General features: G+C 69.5%; 15 protein-coding genes and 2 pseudogenes. 9 read left to right on the forward strand and 8 right to left on the reverse strand.

Features of this window, described 5'->3' with window-relative positions; genetic code table 11:
- Positions 1-152: 152 nt before the first annotated feature.
- Both AB0H32_RS38375 and AB0H32_RS38380 read right to left on the reverse strand, forming a co-directional pair.
- Positions 153-1,037 carry an alpha/beta fold hydrolase gene (locus AB0H32_RS38375; protein WP_361131008.1) on the reverse strand — a complete coding sequence of 295 codons (885 nt, stop codon included), beginning with the start codon at positions 1,035-1,037 and terminating at the stop codon, positions 153-155.
- Complete coding sequence (locus AB0H32_RS38380; RefSeq protein WP_361131011.1) at positions 1,034-1,987, reverse strand: VlmB-like protein; 954 nt, start codon at positions 1,985-1,987, stop codon at positions 1,034-1,036. The genes AB0H32_RS38375 and AB0H32_RS38380 overlap by 4 nt, the downstream gene beginning before the upstream one ends.
- 511 nt (positions 1,988-2,498) lie before the next feature.
- Between AB0H32_RS38380 and AB0H32_RS38385 the strand changes: the two genes are divergently transcribed.
- Positions 2,499-2,978 carry an SRPBCC family protein gene (locus tag AB0H32_RS38385; RefSeq protein WP_361131014.1) on the forward strand — a complete coding sequence of 160 codons (480 nt, stop codon included), beginning with the start codon at positions 2,499-2,501 and terminating at the stop codon, positions 2,976-2,978.
- 153 nt (positions 2,979-3,131) lie between these two features.
- Here the strand turns inward: AB0H32_RS38385 and AB0H32_RS38390 are convergent, their stop codons facing one another.
- Positions 3,132-3,725, reverse strand: a complete 594-nt coding sequence (locus AB0H32_RS38390) for a TetR/AcrR family transcriptional regulator (RefSeq protein ID WP_361131017.1) — start codon at positions 3,723-3,725, stop codon at positions 3,132-3,134.
- 175 nt (positions 3,726-3,900) lie between these two features.
- On the opposite strand from AB0H32_RS38390, the gene AB0H32_RS38395 reads away from it, so the two are divergent.
- The 5 genes from AB0H32_RS38395 (at position 3,901) to AB0H32_RS38415 (ending at position 11,184) form a co-directional block, all read left to right on the forward strand.
- Positions 3,901-4,704, forward strand: a complete 804-nt coding sequence (locus AB0H32_RS38395) for an alpha/beta fold hydrolase (RefSeq protein WP_361131020.1) — start codon at positions 3,901-3,903, stop codon at positions 4,702-4,704.
- 274 nt (positions 4,705-4,978) lie between these two features.
- The gene (locus AB0H32_RS38400; RefSeq protein ID WP_361131023.1) at positions 4,979-6,217 is read left to right on the forward strand and encodes an LLM class flavin-dependent oxidoreductase; all 1,239 of its coding nucleotides are present in this window, start codon (positions 4,979-4,981) and stop codon (positions 6,215-6,217) included.
- Positions 6,210-7,214, forward strand: coding sequence for an LLM class flavin-dependent oxidoreductase (locus AB0H32_RS38405; RefSeq protein ID WP_361131026.1), 1,005 nt, complete (start codon positions 6,210-6,212; stop codon positions 7,212-7,214). Before AB0H32_RS38400 ends, AB0H32_RS38405 begins: the two co-directional genes overlap by 8 nt.
- 38 nt (positions 7,215-7,252) lie before the next feature.
- Positions 7,253-8,872, forward strand: coding sequence for an ABC transporter permease (locus AB0H32_RS38410; RefSeq protein ID WP_361131029.1), 1,620 nt, complete (start codon positions 7,253-7,255; stop codon positions 8,870-8,872).
- 1,037 nt (positions 8,873-9,909) lie between these two features.
- Positions 9,910-11,184, forward strand: a complete 1,275-nt coding sequence (locus AB0H32_RS38415; RefSeq protein WP_361131032.1) for a glycoside hydrolase family 3 N-terminal domain-containing protein — start codon at positions 9,910-9,912, stop codon at positions 11,182-11,184.
- Between the two features lie 175 nt (positions 11,185-11,359).
- Here the strand turns inward: AB0H32_RS38415 and AB0H32_RS38420 are convergent.
- The 4 genes and pseudogenes from AB0H32_RS38420 to AB0H32_RS38435 form a co-directional block, all read right to left on the reverse strand.
- Positions 11,360-11,614, reverse strand: a pseudogene (locus AB0H32_RS38420) (dTDP-4-dehydrorhamnose 3,5-epimerase family protein); the annotation flags it as partial.
- Between the two features lie 394 nt (positions 11,615-12,008).
- Positions 12,009-12,410: a hypothetical protein gene (locus AB0H32_RS38425; RefSeq protein ID WP_361131035.1), complete on the reverse strand. Its 402-nt coding sequence runs from the start codon at positions 12,408-12,410 to the stop codon at positions 12,009-12,011.
- A 650-nt stretch (positions 12,411-13,060) separates the two neighbouring features.
- Positions 13,061-13,867, reverse strand: a complete 807-nt coding sequence (locus tag AB0H32_RS38430) for a hypothetical protein (protein ID WP_361131038.1) — start codon at positions 13,865-13,867, stop codon at positions 13,061-13,063.
- Between the two features lie 2 nt (positions 13,868-13,869).
- Complete coding sequence (locus tag AB0H32_RS38435; protein WP_361131050.1) at positions 13,870-14,517, reverse strand: sigma-70 family RNA polymerase sigma factor; 648 nt, start codon at positions 14,515-14,517, stop codon at positions 13,870-13,872.
- A gap of 42 nt (positions 14,518-14,559) precedes the next feature.
- Between AB0H32_RS38435 and AB0H32_RS38440 the strand changes: the two are divergent.
- Positions 14,560-15,396: pseudogene (locus tag AB0H32_RS38440) on the forward strand (LacI family DNA-binding transcriptional regulator); the annotation flags it as partial.
- Positions 15,397-15,742: 346 nt separating this feature from the next.
- Here AB0H32_RS38440 and AB0H32_RS38445 read toward each other — a convergent pair.
- Positions 15,743-16,546, reverse strand: coding sequence for a GAF domain-containing protein (locus tag AB0H32_RS38445; protein WP_361131041.1), 804 nt, complete (start codon positions 16,544-16,546; stop codon positions 15,743-15,745).
- Between the two features lie 268 nt (positions 16,547-16,814).
- Between AB0H32_RS38445 and AB0H32_RS38450 the strand changes: the two genes are divergently transcribed.
- Positions 16,815-16,952, forward strand: a complete 138-nt coding sequence (locus tag AB0H32_RS38450) for a hypothetical protein (RefSeq protein WP_361131044.1) — start codon at positions 16,815-16,817, stop codon at positions 16,950-16,952.
- A 590-nt stretch (positions 16,953-17,542) separates the two neighbouring features.
- Complete coding sequence (locus AB0H32_RS38455) at positions 17,543-17,851, forward strand: hypothetical protein (RefSeq protein ID WP_361131047.1); 309 nt, start codon at positions 17,543-17,545, stop codon at positions 17,849-17,851.
- Positions 17,852-18,150 lie beyond the last annotated feature (299 nt).

The following is an 18,150-nucleotide window of genomic DNA, read 5'->3' on the forward strand; positions in this document are numbered from 1 at the left end:
CCGATGCCGGGGGGGCCGTGCCCGACGACCAGGGGCCCCCCCCCCCCCCCGCGGCGGCGGCTGCGGCCTACGTGGCCTGGGGGCGGGCCGGGGGCGGCGGCCGGCTGGTGTGACGCGGCAGCCGCCCCGGTCCTGTTTCGCAGGATCCTGTCTCAGACCGTGTGCCGCTGTGCGAGCCAGTCGGAGATCCGCTCCGCGATGCCCTCACCGGAGCGCGCCCATCTGACGTGGTCGACGCGGCCGCCGTGCTCCGGGCGGAAGTGCCAGCGGTCGATCGTCGCCGAGGGCAGTTTGGCGCACAGGCGGTCCACCGCCCGGCCGGGAGCCAGCCGGTCGCCTTCGACGGAGACCGCCAGCACGGGAAGGGCGACCTGCGCCATGCCCGTCTCGTAGTCGAAGCCCGACCCGGCGGGGGCGAAGCGGCCCGTGCGGCAGATCCTCGCCCAGTCCCGCATGAGCCGTGCGGACTGCCGCCCGCCGAAGCCGAGCCGGTGTCCCGGCCAGTAGCCCCAGAGCCGGGCGACCAGGGAGATGAACTGGGTGCTCGCCAGCACCCGCAGCCGGTCCGGGCCGGAGAAGCCCCGGTGGTCCACGGAACCGGCCGCGACGAGGATGACGCCGTCCGCGCTCCCGGGGTCGTGGGCCGTGTGCATGACGCTGACCTGTCCGCCGATGCTGTGCCCGAGCAGGTACAGGGGGATGCGGGGGCCGAAGCGTTCGCGGGTCGCGCTGATGACGGCGGGCCAGTCGCGGGTCGCCAGCTCGTGGTAGCCGTGCCGGGTGGCCCGGCCGGCGCGCGGGCGGCTGTCGCCCTGGCCCCGCAGGTCGACGGCGACGGAGGCGATGCCCCTGCGTGCCAGCTGGTCGCGGAACGGCGCGTAGTAGGAGGCCTTCACACCGAGCGCCGGCCAGATCACGACCACGGCCCGCGGTGCGGGCCCGGGGTCGGTGACGGTCGCGGCGAGGTACTGTGCGCCGCCCTGCCCACCGGGCAGCGGAATCCGCCAGGCGCCGGTCCCACCCGGGTCGGCCGTCACAGCGCCTCGTCCAGGAGCATGTACTTCAGCCGGGCGTCCTGCGTCTCGCGCGACCAGCGTTCGGCGGCCTCCATCCGCTCCTCGATGCCGGTGTCCACCAGCCGCCGCCCCGGCCAGATCTCGTAGTCGCCCAGCAGGTGACCGTGCTCGGCGAGCCCTTCCTGGAAGAGCGACTCCCGCCGGTACAGCACCTCCTGCATGGGCAGTTCCTCCCACAGCCGCCGCCCCTCCCGGACCAGGTCGACCAGCCCGGCCCGCGCCTCCGGCCGCCGGGTGAGGTACTGGCGTATGACGGCGCTGCCCACGGCCAGGTGCCGGATCTCGTCCATGTTCGCTCCGCGCTCGACCAGCGCGGCGGAGGGGTCCAGCACCTTCCACTTGCGCTCGCTGAGTTCGGCCGCGGGCGCGAGGATCCCCTCGACCAGGACGGTGAGGACGAGGACACCGCCGTAGAAGTCCTGCCGGTCCCGCAGTACTCCGAGACCGAACTCCTCCAGGGGATCGAGGACGGCGGCCCCGGAGGTCGCCGCGGTCCGGGCGACCGCGGCCGAGATCTCCTCGTCGGACACCCCCGCCACGAGCAGATGGTCGCGGAACACGCGCGCGTGCCGGGCCTCGTCGACGAGCTGGGTGGCGTAGAACTCCAGACAGTCCCGGTCCGGGGCGTGGAAGACGAGGAAGGACAGCGCACGGGTCGCCTTCTCCTCGGCCAGCGTCCGGAAGGTGAACTCGTCGATGAGCGCCTCACGCATCGGACCCGGGCGCACAACGGCGTCCGTCGGGGCCGCGGCCTTCACGGTGCCGTCCGACAGGCGGCGCAGCATGGAGCCGGCCACGTGCTCGAACCAGTACGGCAGGTCGCACATCGCGGGGGTCAGTTCGAGGTCGCGGGCGCCTTCGAGCACGCCCGGGGCGTTGTCCCAGTCGGCTTCCAAGGGGATTTCGGTCACAGTACGGTCCTTCGGGTCGTGTTCCATTGGGGCTGGGACGGGTGGGGCGTGCCGCCGCCGGGGTGCTGTGCCGCACCACCGGAAGGCACTGGGGAGTGCGCCGGGAACGCCGGGCGGGGGAGCACCTGTTGTCCGGTGACCGGTCGTCCGGGACCTCGGGTGCCCTCGGTGCGGAACCCCCCGGCGAACCGTGCAGAATCCGGGCTCCCGGCGGCAGTTGCAGTTCCGCCTGCCGGTCGGGTGGGGCACGGCACCGGAGAACGGGGGCCCGGCCCTCGTCGGCCGGGGCGTCTCCCCTGGTCGGTCACTCCCGTCACCGCTGTACGGCGAGCCGGCGCTCGGCCTGCCCGAAGGCGTTGTAGAACGATCCGGCTCGTTCTACAGTAGGAGCGCCGCCGTCCGACCGTCAAGGCGTTCCGCTGCCCAGGCCCCTTGGCCGGGCCCGGAGTTCGCACCGACGGGCGTCCGGCCGATCCGGACTCGTGGCACAACTGGAATCCGCTCGGGGGTCATGGTGAAACGACTGTGGAAGGTCGAGGAGAGCGTCCTTGTGGACGCGTCCGCCCAGGATGCGTACGCCGCGGTCTGCGACCTGCGGAACATGGGGAAGTGGAGCCCGGAGTGCTTCGGCGTGTGGATCCGCGGTCGACGGGTGCGCGCGGGGACCGGGTTCGTCGGGTTCAACCGGAAGGGGTTCCTGGTCTGGTTCACCACCTGCCGGGTGGTCAGGGCCGAGCAGCCGGACGAGTTCGCCTTCCGGGTCACCGCGTTCGGTCTGCCGGTGGCCCTGTGGGGGTACCGCTTCCAGCCGGAGGGGGGTGCCACCAGGGTCACCGAGTACTGGGAGGACCTGCGCACCGGCCCCGGCGCCCGGACTGCGGAGTTCCTCGGGCGGGTCTTCACCGGCACGCGACCGGCCGACCGGGCGGAGGTCAACCGGGCCGGCATGCGGACCACGCTCGGCCGGCTCAAAGCCGCACTGGGCGGTTGATCCCCCCCGGTCCACCGCCGGGCGCTGCCTCGCCCGTCGGGGAGGGGTGCCGGCCCACCCCGTCGCTCGGCGAGGGGTACCGGCCCGCCTCGTCGCTCGGGGAGGGGCGCCGGCCCGCCTCGTCGGACGGGGCGGGTGACCGGCGCGCCGGGCTCAGATGCCCTGCAGCAGCATCGAGATCAGCCGATCGGTGAACCCGCTCTCGGCCGGCTTGCGGCGCACCAGCAGGCGGATCCACAGCGCCCCGGCCATGGCGTCCACCAGCAGGGCCGGATCGAAGTCGGCGGGCAGCTCCCCGCGCTCCACGGCCCTGGCGAAGATGGGCTGGTGGCGTCCGAGCCGGTCCTCCAGGAAGTGCGTCACGAGTTCCCGCATGGCCTGGTGGCGCACCGCCCCCACCAGGGCCGCCTCCACCACCGCGCTCGTGCGGGACTCGTCGAGGAGTGCCTGGAGCTGTGTGGCGAGGTGGTTCAGGTCGCCCTCGAGGCTTCCGGAGTCGGGCAGGTCCAGGGACGGCATGCCCGAGTTCAGCAGGGCGTCGCGCAGCAGCTCGGACTTCGACGGCCACCAGCGGTAGATGGTCGTCTTGTTGACCCCGGAGCGCTGGGCGACACCCTCGATGGTGAGCCCGTCGTAGCCCTGGGTGGTGAGCAGATCGAGGCAGGAGGCGAAGATCTCGTCCTTGCGGCGGGGCCCTCCCTGTCTGGCGGTCGACCGTCCGTCCGACCTGGTTCCACCTGCTGGCATCGCGACCTCCGACCGGCCCAACGAACCGAACGCAACGTTGTGTTGCGTTAAGTTTAGCGCCATCCTAGGATGGCAACGCACCGTTGCGTTGCATTTGATCGCGGGGTCGTTCCGGTGACGTCCGGTCCGGCGGACCGCCTCCACCCGGCGTCCAGACCCGCTCAGGGGGAATCACATGAAAGCCCGTGTCGTCTGTCTGCCCTTCGCCGGCGGATCCGCCGATGCCTACCGTCCCTGGTCCACACTCATGCCGCAGACGTGCGAGCTCATCGCACCCGAACTGCCCGGCCACGGCCGCAGACTCGCCGAGCAGCCGCACGAGAGCGCCGCGGACGTCGTCGCGGACCTGCTGCCGCGCCTCGGCGATCCCGCCGCGCCGTTGATCCTCTTCGGGCACAGCATGGGCGGGCTCCTCGCCCACGAGCTCTGCCACACGCTGTGCGAACTCGGCACACCGCCACGGGCACTGGTGATCTCGGCGATGGGCCCCCCGGAACTCCTGGACGCCCGCGCCGACCACGAACTCGCGGACGACCCCGACGCTCTTCTCGACCATGTGGCCGAGCTCGGAGCGACTCCCGCCGAGGTGCTCGCCGACCCGCAGATGCGAGCCCTCGTCCTGCACCCGCTCCAGGCCGACTTCCGGCTCCTGGCGCGGGCCCGTACCTCGCCGACGCGGTACGTGACCGTCCCGCTGTACGCGCTGGCCGGTGACCAGGACGTGGTCCATCCACCGGGCGACGTGGCCGCATGGCAGCGCCACGCCCGGCAGTGGCAGGGCCTGCGCGTCCTCGCCGGCGGCCACTTCTTCCCCTGGCAGGACGGGACCGTGCCCCGTCTCCTGGCGTCCCTCGCCGAAGCGGCCGCGGCGGACACCGTCCCCGTAACCGCGGCGGACACCGGCCCCGTGACCGCCGCGGACACCGTGCCCGTGACCGCCGCGGACACCGCGCCCGTGGCCGGGGCCGCCGGACGGTGAGAGACCTCGTCGCTCCCCGGGCGGCTGCACCCGGCCGCACGGACCGGCCTCCGCCACGCCCCTGACACCTCTGACGCCCCTGAGGCTCCTGACGTCCCTGACACCTCTGACCCCCTGAGGCTCCTGACGTCCCTGACACCTCTGACCCCCTGAGGCTCCTGAGGCTCCTGACGTCCCTGGCGCCCCTGACACCCCTGGCCGCGATCGGCCGACCGAACGCCCCGGACGCCGGGGCGAGACCTCACCACACCCACCGACGAGGGGAGAGACCGCAATGCCGCACGCGCTCACCGGGCGGCTCGCACTGGGAGTTCTGCTGCACGGCTCCGGCGGCCACTGGGCCGGATGGCGTCACCCGCAGGGCGCCGCCTCGGGCCAACTCGACTACCCCTTCCACGAGTTCCTGGCCATGGAGCTGGAGCGGGGCAGGATCGACGCGATCTTCCGCCCCGACCTGCTCGCGCCCTGGGGCGAGGGCCCCGGCCTCAACAAGGCCGCCAGGGCCGACCACTTCGAGCCCATGGTCCTCCTGGCCGGGCTGGCCGGTGCCACGGAGCACATCGGACTCGTCGCGACCGGCTCCACGACCTACTGGCCGGCACACCGGCTGGCGGGCAGGTTCGCCTCGCTCGACGCGATCTCCGGTGGCCGGGCCGGATGGGACATCGTGACGTCCGTCCTGCCGCAGGAAGCGGCGAACTTCGGCCGCACGCCCGTCCCGCACGGCATGAGGTACGAACTCGCGGAACGCTCCGTCGACGAGGTCCTCGCCCTGTGGGACGCGGCGCGCCTCGGCCGGGCGCGGGGCATCCCCGCACCGCCGCAGGGCCGTCCCGTCCTGTTCCAGGCGGGTGCGTCCCCGGCGGGCATCGACTTCGCCGCCCGCTACGCGGACGTCGTCTTCACCGACCAGCGCGACCTGCCCGGCGCCCGCCGGTTCTACGCCGAGGTGAAGGACAGGGCCGGGGCGGCCGGTCGCCGGCCCGAGCACGTGCAGATCTGGCCCGCCTTCTGGCCCTTGGTGGCGAGCACCGAGGCCGAGGCGCGGGGCCATCTGGCGACGCTGCGGGAGCTGGTCCACGAGGACGTGGCCCGCCAGTGGCTGCAGGAGAACCTCGGGACCGACCTGCGCGGCCACGATCTGGACGCACCGCTTCCCGAGATCCCGCCGACCAACCGGAGCCAGAGCCGCCGGGAACTGCTGATCCGGATGGCGGAGGAACACGGCTTCACGATCCGTCAGCTCGCCGAGCACTTCCTCAGCGGTCAGATCGTCGCCGGCACCCCGGCCCAGATCGCCGACCGTATGCAGGAGTGGTACGAGGAGCGGGGAGCGGACGGCTTCATGATCTCCTTCCCCTTCTTGCCGGGGCCCCTCATCGACTTCGTCGACCACGTGATCCCGGAACTGTGGCGCCGCGGACTCTTCCCCAACGCCTACGACGGCAGGGACCTGCGGCAGAACCTCGGACTGCCGAGCCACGCACGCGCCACCGGAGGCATCCATGCCTGAACCGGACCCCACCCCCGTGCGGCTGTTCGTCGCCCTGCCCCCGACCCCGCGGCCGGGTACGGCACCGCCGGGCACGGAGTCAGACGCTTCCCTGCCGGGAGGCGAGGCCGGGCCGTGGCTGCGCCGGCTCGCCGACGCGGCGGTCGCCGCCGACCGGGCGGAGATCGACGCACTCGTCGTGCGCAGGAACGACACCGTCGGCTCGGCGGCGCTGGAACCCACCGCTCTCCTCGCGGTCATCGCCCCCCGCACCACGGGCATCGGCCTGATCGCCGAGGCGTCCCCCGCCTCTCACGAGCCGTACCACCTGGCGCGCGAGCTGGCGACCCTCGACATCATGTCCGGCGGGCGCGCCGGGGTGCTGCTGGATCCGCAGCCGGACGACACGGAGCGAGCAGGCGGCCTGCCGGCCCTGCACGAGGCACCCGAGGCGCACCGACGCGCCGAGGCGCACCGACGCGCCGAGGAGTACCTGGGCGTGCTCGCGGGCCTGTGGGACAGCTTCGACGACGACGCCTTCGTGCACGACCGGGCCTCCGGCGTCTACTTCAGGACCGACGGCATGCACCGCATCGACCACGACGGTCCCCACTACCAGGTGGCCGGTCCGCTGAACATCGCCCGGCCTCCGCAGGGCCATCCCCTCACACTGGCCCCCTGGAACACCTCGGCCGACGCTCCCGGCCTGCCCGACTACCAGGTCACGGACTGCCCCTCCCCCTCCCGGACGCCCCGGATCGCCCCCCTGTCCGTCGCCACCGAGCCGTCCGGGGAAACCGTCGAACGCATCCGGCGGCTGCTGCACGAGGAGCGGCCCGCAGGCCTCCTGATCGACCTGCCCGGCGGCCCGGCGGCGCTGGAACTCTTCGTCGGCCGGACGCTGCCGATGCTGCGCCGGCACCGGCTGGTGCCCGGCCTGTCGCGTGGCCCACGCACGCTGCGCCGACGACTGGGCCTCGAACGGCCTGCGGACCGGTCGGCCCGCCGCACGGCCTGATCTTCCTGTTTCTCTCCAAACCGATGGAGGTGGCTCCCTTGCGGGCCAGCACACTATGGAGACAGCCCAGGGCATGGATCGTCGTGCTCATCGGGTCGTTGCTCGCCGCCCTGAGCACCGTCAGCTATCTGGGACCGGCCTCCGACCCCGACGGCCATCTGCGCAACCTGCCGCTCGTCCTGGTCACCGAGGACCAGGGGGCCACCGGCCCCCACGGCACGGTGAACCTGGGCAGCAAGCTCGCCGACGCCATCACACGCGCCGCGCACAAGGACGGCCGTGTGCACTGGAGCGTGGTGCGCACGCGCCGGGACGCCTGGCGGATGCTCGACGCCGAGGACGCGTACGGGGCCCTGGTGGTGCCGCGTGACTTCACCGGCCGCGCCATGTCGCTGCTCGGCACGGGGCAGCACGCCGGGCGCCCGGTGATGCAGCTCGTCGAGCCCAGAGGGGTGAGCGGCGTGGCGGCCTCGGTGACCGACAAGGTGATGCGGCTGACCGTGGCGGAGGCGTCCAAGCGTCTCGGCACACAGCTGACGGCGCAGGCGTCGGCCGCCGCCCGGAGCAAGCCGGGCGCGCCCGCGCCCCGGACAGGCACCGGGACAGGCACCGGGGCAGGCACCGGGGCAGGCACCGGGATGGGCACCGGGAACGGACAGGCTCCCACGGCCTCCGCCGCCGACTCCGGAGCCACCGCCCCGGACGGGCAACGAGCCGAGCAGCCCGGCACCTCCGGCACCTCCGGAACGCCCGGAACGCCCGGGACCCCCAGCACCTCCCGCACTTCCGGGACCTCCGGCACCTCTGGGACTTCCGGCGCCTCCGGGACCCCCGGCACTCCCGGCGCCTCCCGGACCCACAAGGCTCCGCCGAAGGCCGGGGCGGCGTCGGCCGGTCTCCTGGCCCTGCTCGGCGACCCGGTCGGCGCGACCACCGTCGTACGGCAACCGCCCTCCGGGGACGTCGGAGCTGCTGCCGGGGCATTTCCGCTCTACATTGCCATCGCGCTGCTCATCTCGGGCCTGCTGCCGGCCACCCTGCTGACGTCGTTCGTCGACGCGAGGCTCGGCTACCTCCCCCTGGAGATCGGCCCCCGTCGCATCGTCCAACCCGTCATCCGGATCACCCGTTCGTCGACTTTCCTGGCCAAGGCGGTGCTCGGTGCGGCGATGGGATGCGTGGCGGGTGCTGTCGTCGCCGGTGTCGGGCTGTGGACGACCGGCGTCCGACCCTGCGACACCGGGCAGTACGTGCTCTTCTGCAGCACGGCCTGCGCGGCCGTCTCCCTGCTGACCCTCGCCCTGTTCGCCGTGTTCGGGGCGCTCGGCCAGCTCCTCGCCCTGTTCTCGGTGACCCTCGTCGGCGTCCCGTTGTCCGCGGGAGCCATCCCGGCGGAGGAACTCCCCGGCGGATACGACTCCCTGGGCAAGGCGCTGCCCGCACGTCACGTCGTCGAAGGGGTGCGATCACTGCTGTTCTTCGACGGCCAGGGCGACCGGGTCCACCTGGCGTGGCTGGTACTGGGCGCCTATGCGGCCGGGGCCCTGCTCCTTGGCTGGGCCGTCTGCCGCTGGTACGACCGCCGCGGCTACCACCGCGCCCAGGAACACGAGTTCCGGCCCCACCGGGCGACCGAGCCCGCCGCCACCGTGCCGTAGCCGACGGCGACACCGCGCCGACGGCGACTCCGCGCCGACGGCGACTCCGCGCCGACGGCGACTCCGCGCCGACGGCGACTCCGCGCCGACGGCGACTCCGCGCCGACGGCGACTCCGCGCAGACGGCGACACCGCGCCGCGCCGCCAGTCCGGCCCCTTCTGCGCTCCACCGCACAGGGGGCACCGGACGTGCGGAGACCCGCCTCCGACCTTGATCACCGGTGCGTACACTGCCTGCACTCGATGGCGGCCCGCCGAGAGGGAGAGCCCGACCCTTCGGGGTCCGTGCGGCCGTCGGCGCACCAGTGCGTGCAGCCCGGACCCCAGGAACAGCGCTCCCAGGATGCCGAACTGGATCCGCATGCTGGTGAGGCTCCTCCAGGGTGTTCCGTACCGGGTCCGCTGCCTGGTCACCGGCGGCGCCCAGTCCCACACCCACACGTCGCCACCGCGACAGCCGCATGCCACCGCCATGAAGGCGCCGCCCACGAGCAGCGCGAGCACCCGACAAAGATCAACGCTGCTCCTTCCCCACCCCGACGACCAGCGCCGCGGCGTGGCATTTTTGCGGACAGCGCGTCTCCGTCTTCACCGGCGAGGGACATTTGTGCAGGTCAGGCCATTGGTGCGGCGGGCTCTTAGGAGGTTCTGAGACGACACCGGGAGAAGATCTTCTCCCGGATTCCTCCCGGCCGCGGAGCGTTCCCGGGCAGGTCGGCAGGCGGTGCGCCGGAAGATCCACAGGCCGCGCTGGGGCTGCCCTGACCTGCCGTTTCCCGGCCCGAGGGCGTCACCGCCCCACACCCGTCCCACCGTGAACGGTGCTGCGACCCGGGTCGTCCGCGCTCGAAGGCACGCCCCGACTCACGTCGGCTCGACTTCCGGCCGACTCCGAGGCGCGAGATGCTGGTAGTCCGACGTGGACCAGCGAACACATGCGGCCTGGCGCGCATCTCACGCTTCGCAAAGCCCACCTCATGCTCATACGGCCCTCAGCGCGACGGGCACTGTCGCGTCTTCCCGAAGGAGGCCGGGCGATGAATCTCCCGTCGTACCGCGACCGCACCAGCGCGACAGCACCGCCGCGGCTCCCCGGCCGGGCCACGAACGCGCGAAGACTGAGCACCGCAGCCGCCGTGGCGGCGATGCTCCTGGCGGGCTGTGGCACGGGCACCCCCAAGGCGGCCCCGCACTCCAGCGGCTCCGGCGTGTCCCCCGCCCCGCCCGCCGCGCTTTCCTCCTCACCTTCGCCGTTCGCTCCGCACCTCACCACCGCCTCCACCGCGTGCACCAACAGCACGAAGCTGGCCGGGTGGTCGAACCACCGGCTCGCCATGCTGACCATCGCCGTCCCGGTGTCGGAGACCTCGGTGTCCGACGTCACTTCAGAGGTGAGCGCCGGCGCGGGCGGTGTGCTGCTGTTCGGCAGCAAGGCGCCGTCCGACCTCGGCTCCCGGCTGACCACCCTGAAGTCCCATGTCCCCGGCCACCTGGGCCTGTTGGTGATGACCGACGAGGAGGGCGGCGGCATCCAGCGCATGGCGAACCTCGTCGGGTCCCTGCCCTGGGCCGCGTACATGGGCACGCACTGGACCCCGGCCCAGATCCAGCAGAACGTCACGGAGGTCGCCACCAAGATGTCGGCCAACCAGGTCGACATGGACCTCGCGCCGGTGGTCGACGTCGACGGCAGGAACGTTGCCCCCAGCCATACCAACCCCGACGGATGGCGGTCCTTCAGCGGCAGCACCTCGGTGGTCTCCAAGGACGGCGTCGCGTACATGAACGGGCTGCGCGCCGGACACGTGATACCTGTCGTCAAGCACTTCCCGGGCCTCGGCGGCTCCAGCTACAACTCCGACTTCGGCCCTGCCCACACCCTGCCCTGGTCCACTCTGCAGAAGGTGGGCGTCCCGCCGTTCACGGCGGCCATCAAGGCCGGTGCCCCGGCCATCATGGTCTCCAACAACATCGTGCCGGGCCTGGGCACCAATCCGGCGAGCCTGTCACCCACCGTCATCAGCTCCGAGCTGCGCGGCAAGCTCGGCTTCAAGGGGCTCGTGGTCACCGACTCGCTCAGCGCCAAGGCGATCTCCGCCGCCGGCTTCAGCGTTCCCGCCGCCGCCGTCCAGGCTCTGCGCTCCGGCGCCGACATGGTCATGTTCGACCTGGGGGGCAACGTCGGCTCCCAGACGTCCGCGATCGCCACGGCGATCACCAATGCGGTGTCCGGCGGCCACCTCGCCCGCAGCCGCCTCATCGACGCGGCGGGACACGTCCTGGCCGTCCGGCACGTGAATCTCTGCTCCTGAGCGCCTGGACGGCGGCCGGGAGACATGAACCTCTTTCCGCAGAACCAGGACGGCGTCGTGAACTCCGTCGGGCCGGCCGCCCAGCCGCCGACGACCCCACAGCCCCTGCGTCCCGGAAGGAGGCAACGCCGCCGAACAGGCGGTGCGGTCGGGCAGGTTGCCTGCTCGCCGACGACTCGTCCAGACGCACCGTCTGGTACCGGCCGTGGGCGGGTGAACCGGCGCGGACGTCTACGACGACATCGAGGACGGTTCCGCGCAGACATGTGACGTACGTGGCCTGGCCCGGAGGCACGTCCGTGAAATGGATGCCGCGCGGTGCGCCGCGCCGGGAGACGGAGCAGCTGACCTGGGCGAGTTGCAGAGGCGCTCCCGTCGCCGCGAGGAAGTCCCGTACACGGAACCACTCGTGGGACGCCCCGTGGTCGTCATGGTGAGGGCATCGCCCGCCCGGCCCAGTCGTCTGACGGCTTCGGTCTGCGGATTCACGAATCAATGGGCGACGTTCCGGACTGTCGATGCACCGCTGTTGACCGGGGTTGCTCACTCTGAAGGGCACGTCCAAGGGCACGCCCAAGGGCGCGACCTCGCAGCGACGGGCGGGGCACGACGTGCACCTGCGTTGCCGACCCCGGAACTGCGTCCGTGCGGGGCCGCTCGAAGGGCTCTTTGCTCGTGCGCATGAGGGCAGGTGAACACCGTCGCTGCCGTCATGACGCGATGCTCCGTCGGCTGCCGCGGCGAGCCTGCTCACACCTCTCACGCCGCTGCGAGTGACTGAGGTCACGGCCACCCGCCACGCCTTTGCTGGACCTCTGCGCAGGTCAGGGCTGTGAAGTGGTGACGATCATCAGGGTCAAGCGTTCGGGCAGTGGACGGAGGGGGAGCGTCAAGTCATGGGCGGTAGCGGCTAGATACTCGACATCAAGATCGCCGATCTCAAGGCGACAGCACCTCACTTTCATGATCAGAGCGTTGCCCTCGCGCAAGCCCTCACGAAACTGGAACGCGGGCTGGCTGCGGTCGGCTCCCCATGGGGTGACGACGAGCAGGGCGAGAAGTTCCACAAGGCCTATGGCCCGCATGTCAAGAAGATCGAGCAGTCCACCCAGATCCTGGCCGACGGCCTGGCCAGCATTCGCGAAGCCATGGTCGACATGGCCGACGGCCACAATGACAACGAAGAGCTGATCCGAAGCATCTTCAGCCGGATCCGCGTCGATCACGACACCAAGGGCGACGGCAAGTGAGCGTCGCGGACAAGGCCCGCAAGGTTGTCCAGGACCTGACGGGCATGTGAATGGCCCTCCGCCTGCACAGGGATGCGGCACACTCTCAACCGCGGTTCGACTCAGTTGCAGGGTGGCTCCCGGTTCGCAGTCGACGCCGTTGACCAAGAAGGCGATGGGGGATCTACTCCCGGCCACCATCAGGTGGCGGGGCAGGGGGCGTGTCTGCTTGGTGGGCTCTGGAGGCACGGCGAGCGACCGTCAGGGCGTCCCCTGCCAGTCGGACGATGTACCCGGCGCTCATGACGCCGATCACCGGGGTGGCGCTGAGAAGCACACACAATTCCTCGGTGCGAGCCGCTGTTCGATGTTCCAGCCTTCGATCGGGCAGCCGGTCAAGCGGACGCTTCCAAAGATCCATTCCGACGCCAAGGAGGGCTCCGAGAATGAGCCCCAACCAGAAGACCATTCCGCCACGGACGAGCTCCTCCGCATCGGCCTGAAGGCCAGCCTCAGTGGCGCCACGGCTATTGCCCTGCACTGGTGGCATCACCGTCAGTGAGCCGCCCTTCGTGCCCGGTGTTGCTCGCAGTGGTGCAGCACCGGGCAGAGGAAGCCGCAGTTTGTCCCTCACTGACCCGCGATCGTCACCACTGGCAGAAGGCGGCGGAAGCGTCGTCGCCCGGCTTGTAGCGTGGCCACCGTCGTCCGGTCGGATCCATGGCTTCGACCTTCCGGACGGCATTAATCAGATCTCTCGGGCCATCGGTCCGGAGCATCGTGAAGACTTCTCGCCACGTTGCCATGCCGTACTCCGTGACGAGACGTGATGCGCCGTCGGAGAGGACCGCCGCGGCGAGTACGTCGTCGGTGGGGGTGCTGCCCACGAGCGCGTGATCTGCCGCTTCCGGACCGGCCGCCGCCACCCAGTAACCAGCCGATGTGTTGCGAGTCTGCCGCTGAGCGGTCACGAAGCGCTGCAGAGCCGCTTTGTGCTCTGCTGTGTGGGTTTCGTACTGCTCAACTTCGGCCCTCAGTGCAGGAAGCACGTCGTCCACGCGGAGGTCAGTGATCACCGTGAAGTCCTGGTGTCCTTCGAGGACGACCGGGGAGTCCGCCAGGACCAGATGATCGAGGAACCCTTCCCGCTGCCGAAGGACGGCGACGGTTGCTGAGGGCGTCCCGGGGTTGCCCAGGTCGCATTCGGGGTGCAGCGCCGCTACCTGTTCCAGCGCTCGTTCGAGGCCAGCCGCGAGCGAGGTTTCCGGGTCGGTCAACTGGGCGACAAGCTGACTCCCGAGGTGAGCGACGTACCACGGGACGCCATGTCGGCATCCCGTGTCCAAGCCCGCCGTGCTGAGTCCGTCCAGCACCACGGCGAGTGTCGGCGTGCCGGCCACCCAGTCTTCATTGGGAGCGGCTCCACCAGGTTGGGTGTCAATGGCGACGCGCATGCTCAGCCTTCGTGTCGGTACAGCGGGGTGACGCGTCGACTCTCCAGCACTTCGAGCGTCTTCGGGTCGTAACGGCACGAAATGAGGGTGGAGAAACGACGGGTGCGGACCTCTCGGTAGAGCTCGGCCAGGTTGTTCTCCAGGTAGTGGACGACCCCGCTCGCTCCGATGGCGTGGATGCCGGCGATGTAGAGGAAGGTCCCCTTGCCGTCCAGACGCGGGAGCCGCCCCAGGTAGCCGACGTCGCCGGCCGACCCGTCTACATCGGCGGGCGACCGGTATTCCTTGCCGGTCACCTGGTCCACTACGTGCCACGCCGTGTCCTTCGCAAACCGCAGGTTGTCGTCCCCTTCGAGTACCTGCGCCACGATCGGAGAGCGGCGAGGGCCGCAGATGACGACGTGGTTGTCCCGGTTGAGGTTGACGATCCCGGCGGGTGGGATCACCTCGTACTGCGCATCGAGCTTCATGCCGGTCACCAGCTTGCGCAGATGCTCAAAATTGTTGAGGTCCTCCCGCGTGACCACTTCGCTGGGGTTCTGATCAGGGCCCTTGCCCGCCTCGTACATGCCAGCAACGGACACCGTAACCAGGTCTGTGCCGAAGAACGCCCGCTCGGGCGGAGGACCGGCAGAGGCGAGCTGCCCCACTCGCCCCCGGCTGGCCCCCAGCCGTGTCGCGATCTCAGCTCAGCCGTGCGCGTGGAGTGGCAACTCTACGAACTCGACTCCGGCGAATTCGAGCGCTGCCCTCCCAAAGACGACAGCTACCGCACCATCGACGCTCCGACCTGGCTCGTACGCTTCTGGAACGGGCACGTGGCCCGTACGCAGCCGAGGCCCTGCCCCTGTCACGGGAAGACGTACGTGTTCCGCGGGCAAGGCGTGTCCCGGACGGGAGAGACCGGCGCGAAGCTGGTGGACGTGGCGAGACGCGCTGGCGTCTCCACGGGCACCGTGTCCAACGTGCTCAACCGCCCGGACGTCGTAGCCGAAGTCACCAGGGCTCGTGTGCATGAGGCCATCGAAGTTCTGGGGTTCACTCGCGGGGGAGGCTCGGTCGACCTGGCGGCGCACTGGCGACGAAACGGGTTCGCTACATGGCTCTTCACGTCGGCTGCCTCCGGCTGGTACCCGAAGAAGGCACCGCAGGAGGCACGGCCTGTCCCCTTACTAGTCACTCCCTGGCCCGGGGTGCCGGCACTGGGGAGAGGCGCGTCCACGCGGGCGGACGCCTGCTGGGTACCGATCGCGAAGGGGCTCACGCCCCATGGTCTGCGCCACGCGCACAAGACGCGCATGGAAGGGTTCCGCACGCCTCCGAAGCTCATGGATGAGCGCATGGGCCACGTTGACGGCTCGGTGCAGGCACGCTACTCGCACATCACCCGAGAGATGCGCCAGGCACTCATGGCGAACCTCACCGAAGAATGGGAAGCGGCGCTGGACGCTCGGTTGACTATGTGCGCCACGTCACCAGTAGCTGTGCTGAACGACCTTCTGCAAAGGCGCTTGAGGGCGCGTCATTAGATGGCAAGCTGCGTGAGGCTCCTGAGGCTAGGAGCCTCACGTTGCTCTCGGAGATGAGCTTGGTAGCGGTGATCTGGAGGAGTCGATCATGTGACGTGATTCTTCCACCACGCGATCTTCGCAAGTATGGAACGGACCCGGGCCAGTAGCTCCCTGCCTGGGCTGACGGCCGCGGATTGAACCACCTTGGAAAAGTACACGTCGCTCGACACCTGGCCAGCCATCCAAGCTCGCCCCGACTCAATGATCTCGACTTCGTGATCAGGCATGAGGTCCCCCCAGACCAGTGTGCCAACCCCACAGCACGTTCGTGCTGCTTCGTTGCCTATGGACTGCTTCGTGCATCTCAACTGTTCTTACCCTGACTTTGGGTAGCCTTACCGCCCTGCTTCCCGTTGGGCTGGCGTGGTACTCCTGCCCTATTGACATGTTTTCCGTTTCCCATTGCGTGGGCTGTTCCTAGTAGATGAGTTAGTGCCCGCACGTAAGACTCCCGGACGTGCTTCTTTGTCAACCGATTGGCTTCGGGAGCGTCGATGACCAGGATGCCCTGTGGTTCATTTCCGGCGTATACGGGGGCGACGATGGCGGAGCGATACGAGTCGCCGAGGTTGAAGCTCAGGTTGCCATCAGCGTTCATAGTGTCTTTTACGTAGACGATCTCCTTGCCGTTCATTGCATTTAGAAGGACCTCCTCCTGCCGCCCTTCTGGCTGCCGCGGTGGCGTGTCTCGGTTTGAGTAAGTGGCAAGGCGGAGGTGCTGCCCCCCTTCGAGGGCGAAGAAGGCTGCCCGTGCCTTCCGGCTAGCGTGCTGAGCAGCGCAAGCGGTTAGTCGTTCTTGGATTCGCGCTAGTCCACTGGTCTTGTCTTCAGCCCGTGTGACTGTGGCGAGCGAACCCATCTCGTCAGCCACGGCAGAGATGATCGCTTCGTTTTTAATGACTTCGTTACGGCGTTCGCGTTTCTGGCCAATACGCGCAAAGAATGGGGCTGCGGCTGCGGATAGGGAGCCGAGCGAGATATATCCGACCTTCGTCCAGCCTGTCGCAGTGGATATCTGAGTCCCGCAGAGGAACGTCAAGCCGGGTGAGGCAATCGGGAGAAGGGTAAACGCTATTGCCTGCAAGCGAAGTAGTAGTTTTTTGAACATCACACCTTCTGCGAGATCTATACCCTCGGTGTTGATTGGAGTTTCACGAGGCGGTTGACTCGAAAGCAGCAGTATGTCTGAAATTAATGCTGCAGCAGGGCAAGTGTCGGCAGAACGAGTGAAGTCCAGTTGGCGTGCGGAAGCTCGCCTGGGGCGCTCGCTGCACAGTGCGCCCCCCTTGTGCCCCCCTGTGACCCGGCGCGTGAGCGCATCAATCGCCTGCGAGCGGTCCGGGGTAACTGGCCGTGGACACGAATGGAAGTGACGGGTGGAGGAGCGGCTGACTGATTACGCCGAGGTCTGGTCCGGCGCCCGCCTCCGTGGTCTCAGCTCCATGCCGTTGATCGTCTACGGACTTGCGTTCCTTGCCGGCGTGATGAGGGTGCTGTTGTTGCCCATCACCTAGGAGGCGGGTACGGGGCTGGCGAGGCTGGGGGAGAACGCCCTGGGTGAGTGCAGCGGGTGTCGTGGAACGCCACCTCGATCCGGCGAGAGCACGGGTGGCGGCCACCCGTTGTTGCTGTCGGCTGGCGTACGTGTGGAGTCCGGCAACGCACCAGGAGTGAAGCCACCCTCCAAGACTTTCTCCCGGGAGGGCTCGACAACCACTCAGGGGTCTGATCGACTCTCGCCGATCAGGCCTCTGACCTGGTACTGCACTGTCGGGGTGGCGGGATTTGTAGCAACGACCTCTTCGTCCCGAATGCGATCAGGGCCCCTTGAATCAGGTCAACAGAACGGGCCCTTTCCGGACGTTGTCCACACATCCCAGCTGATCACTGCCTAGTTGGGCAGACTGGCAGGCGGAGAGAAGCTGCTTTGCGCGCCATCTGGCCCTGAACTGGGGGAACTTGTGATCGTTCGGCGACGCCCAGACGAAGATGATGAACTGGCCCAGCACCTCGCCCGGAAGCTCAACGCTCCACTGGACTGGCCAGAGGGCGCAGGGTTGAACACCGAGAACGTCGCCGAGATCGCTGCTGCGGCAGCCTCGCCTTGAACATTGATCCCGCCAATGCGGGCGGCCCCTTCTTCAACCGCCTGATCAACGGGAACGAAGGGGGCATCGCCGGCCGCGTGCTCAGCTTCCTGGGAGAGCTCGACGACCAGCAGCGCGATGCCGTGACCGAAGTGATTGGGGACGCACTGGACCACAACACGTTTGTGGGCGCGGGCTGGTACCTCGGCAAGCTGTGGCTGCGTGACGCCGAGGCCGCTGCCTGGCACGTCCTGCTTGCCGGCCGTCGGACGTATGAGACAGACGATGACCGCAAGCGATTCTTTGAAGCATGGAGCAACGCCTAAGGGGCATTGCGGTGAAAGCGTGCTCAGCCGATCTGGACCGCCCAGTCATGAGGCGAGGGTTGCGCACCTTGTAGGTTGAAGAACGGCCAGGGGCATCGAAGGTGCCGTTCGTGGCACAGGTCGCGGCTCCTGCCGGAGCCAGCGATGATGGGGAGTCACTGAGGGCACAGAGGAGAGGGCATCAGGAGATCCTTCAAGATCTTCTCCCAGATTTCTCCCCAAGAGGCCCCGGAAACCACTCAGAGGCCTGATCCGCTCTGCGGATCAGGGCTCTGACCTGGTACTGCACTGTCGGGGTG

It is taken from the genome of Streptomyces sp. NPDC020362, from assembly GCF_040642095.1.
Classification (GTDB): domain Bacteria; phylum Actinomycetota; class Actinomycetes; order Streptomycetales; family Streptomycetaceae; genus Streptomyces.

What these genes read in the sequence shown, in the direction of transcription:
- AB0H32_RS38385 (WP_361131014.1), top strand. Translation starts at nt 2,499, where the DNA reads ATGGTGAAACGACTGTGGAAGGTCGAGGAGAGCGTCCTTGTGGACGCG.
- AB0H32_RS38400 (WP_361131023.1), top strand. Translation starts at nt 4,979, where the DNA reads ATGCCGCACGCGCTCACCGGGCGGCTCGCACTGGGAGTTCTGCTGCAC.
- AB0H32_RS38430 (WP_361131038.1), bottom strand. Translation starts at nt 13,867, where the DNA reads ATGCGCGTCGCCATTGACACCCAACCTGGTGGAGCCGCTCCCAATGAA.
- AB0H32_RS38390 (WP_361131017.1), bottom strand. Translation starts at nt 3,725, where the DNA reads ATGCCAGCAGGTGGAACCAGGTCGGACGGACGGTCGACCGCCAGACAG.
- AB0H32_RS38395 (WP_361131020.1), top strand. Translation starts at nt 3,901, where the DNA reads ATGAAAGCCCGTGTCGTCTGTCTGCCCTTCGCCGGCGGATCCGCCGAT.
- AB0H32_RS38405 (WP_361131026.1), top strand. Translation starts at nt 6,210, where the DNA reads ATGCCTGAACCGGACCCCACCCCCGTGCGGCTGTTCGTCGCCCTGCCC.
- AB0H32_RS38415 (WP_361131032.1), top strand. Translation starts at nt 9,910, where the DNA reads ATGAATCTCCCGTCGTACCGCGACCGCACCAGCGCGACAGCACCGCCG.
- AB0H32_RS38445 (WP_361131041.1), bottom strand. Translation starts at nt 16,546, where the DNA reads ATGTTCAAAAAACTACTACTTCGCTTGCAGGCAATAGCGTTTACCCTT.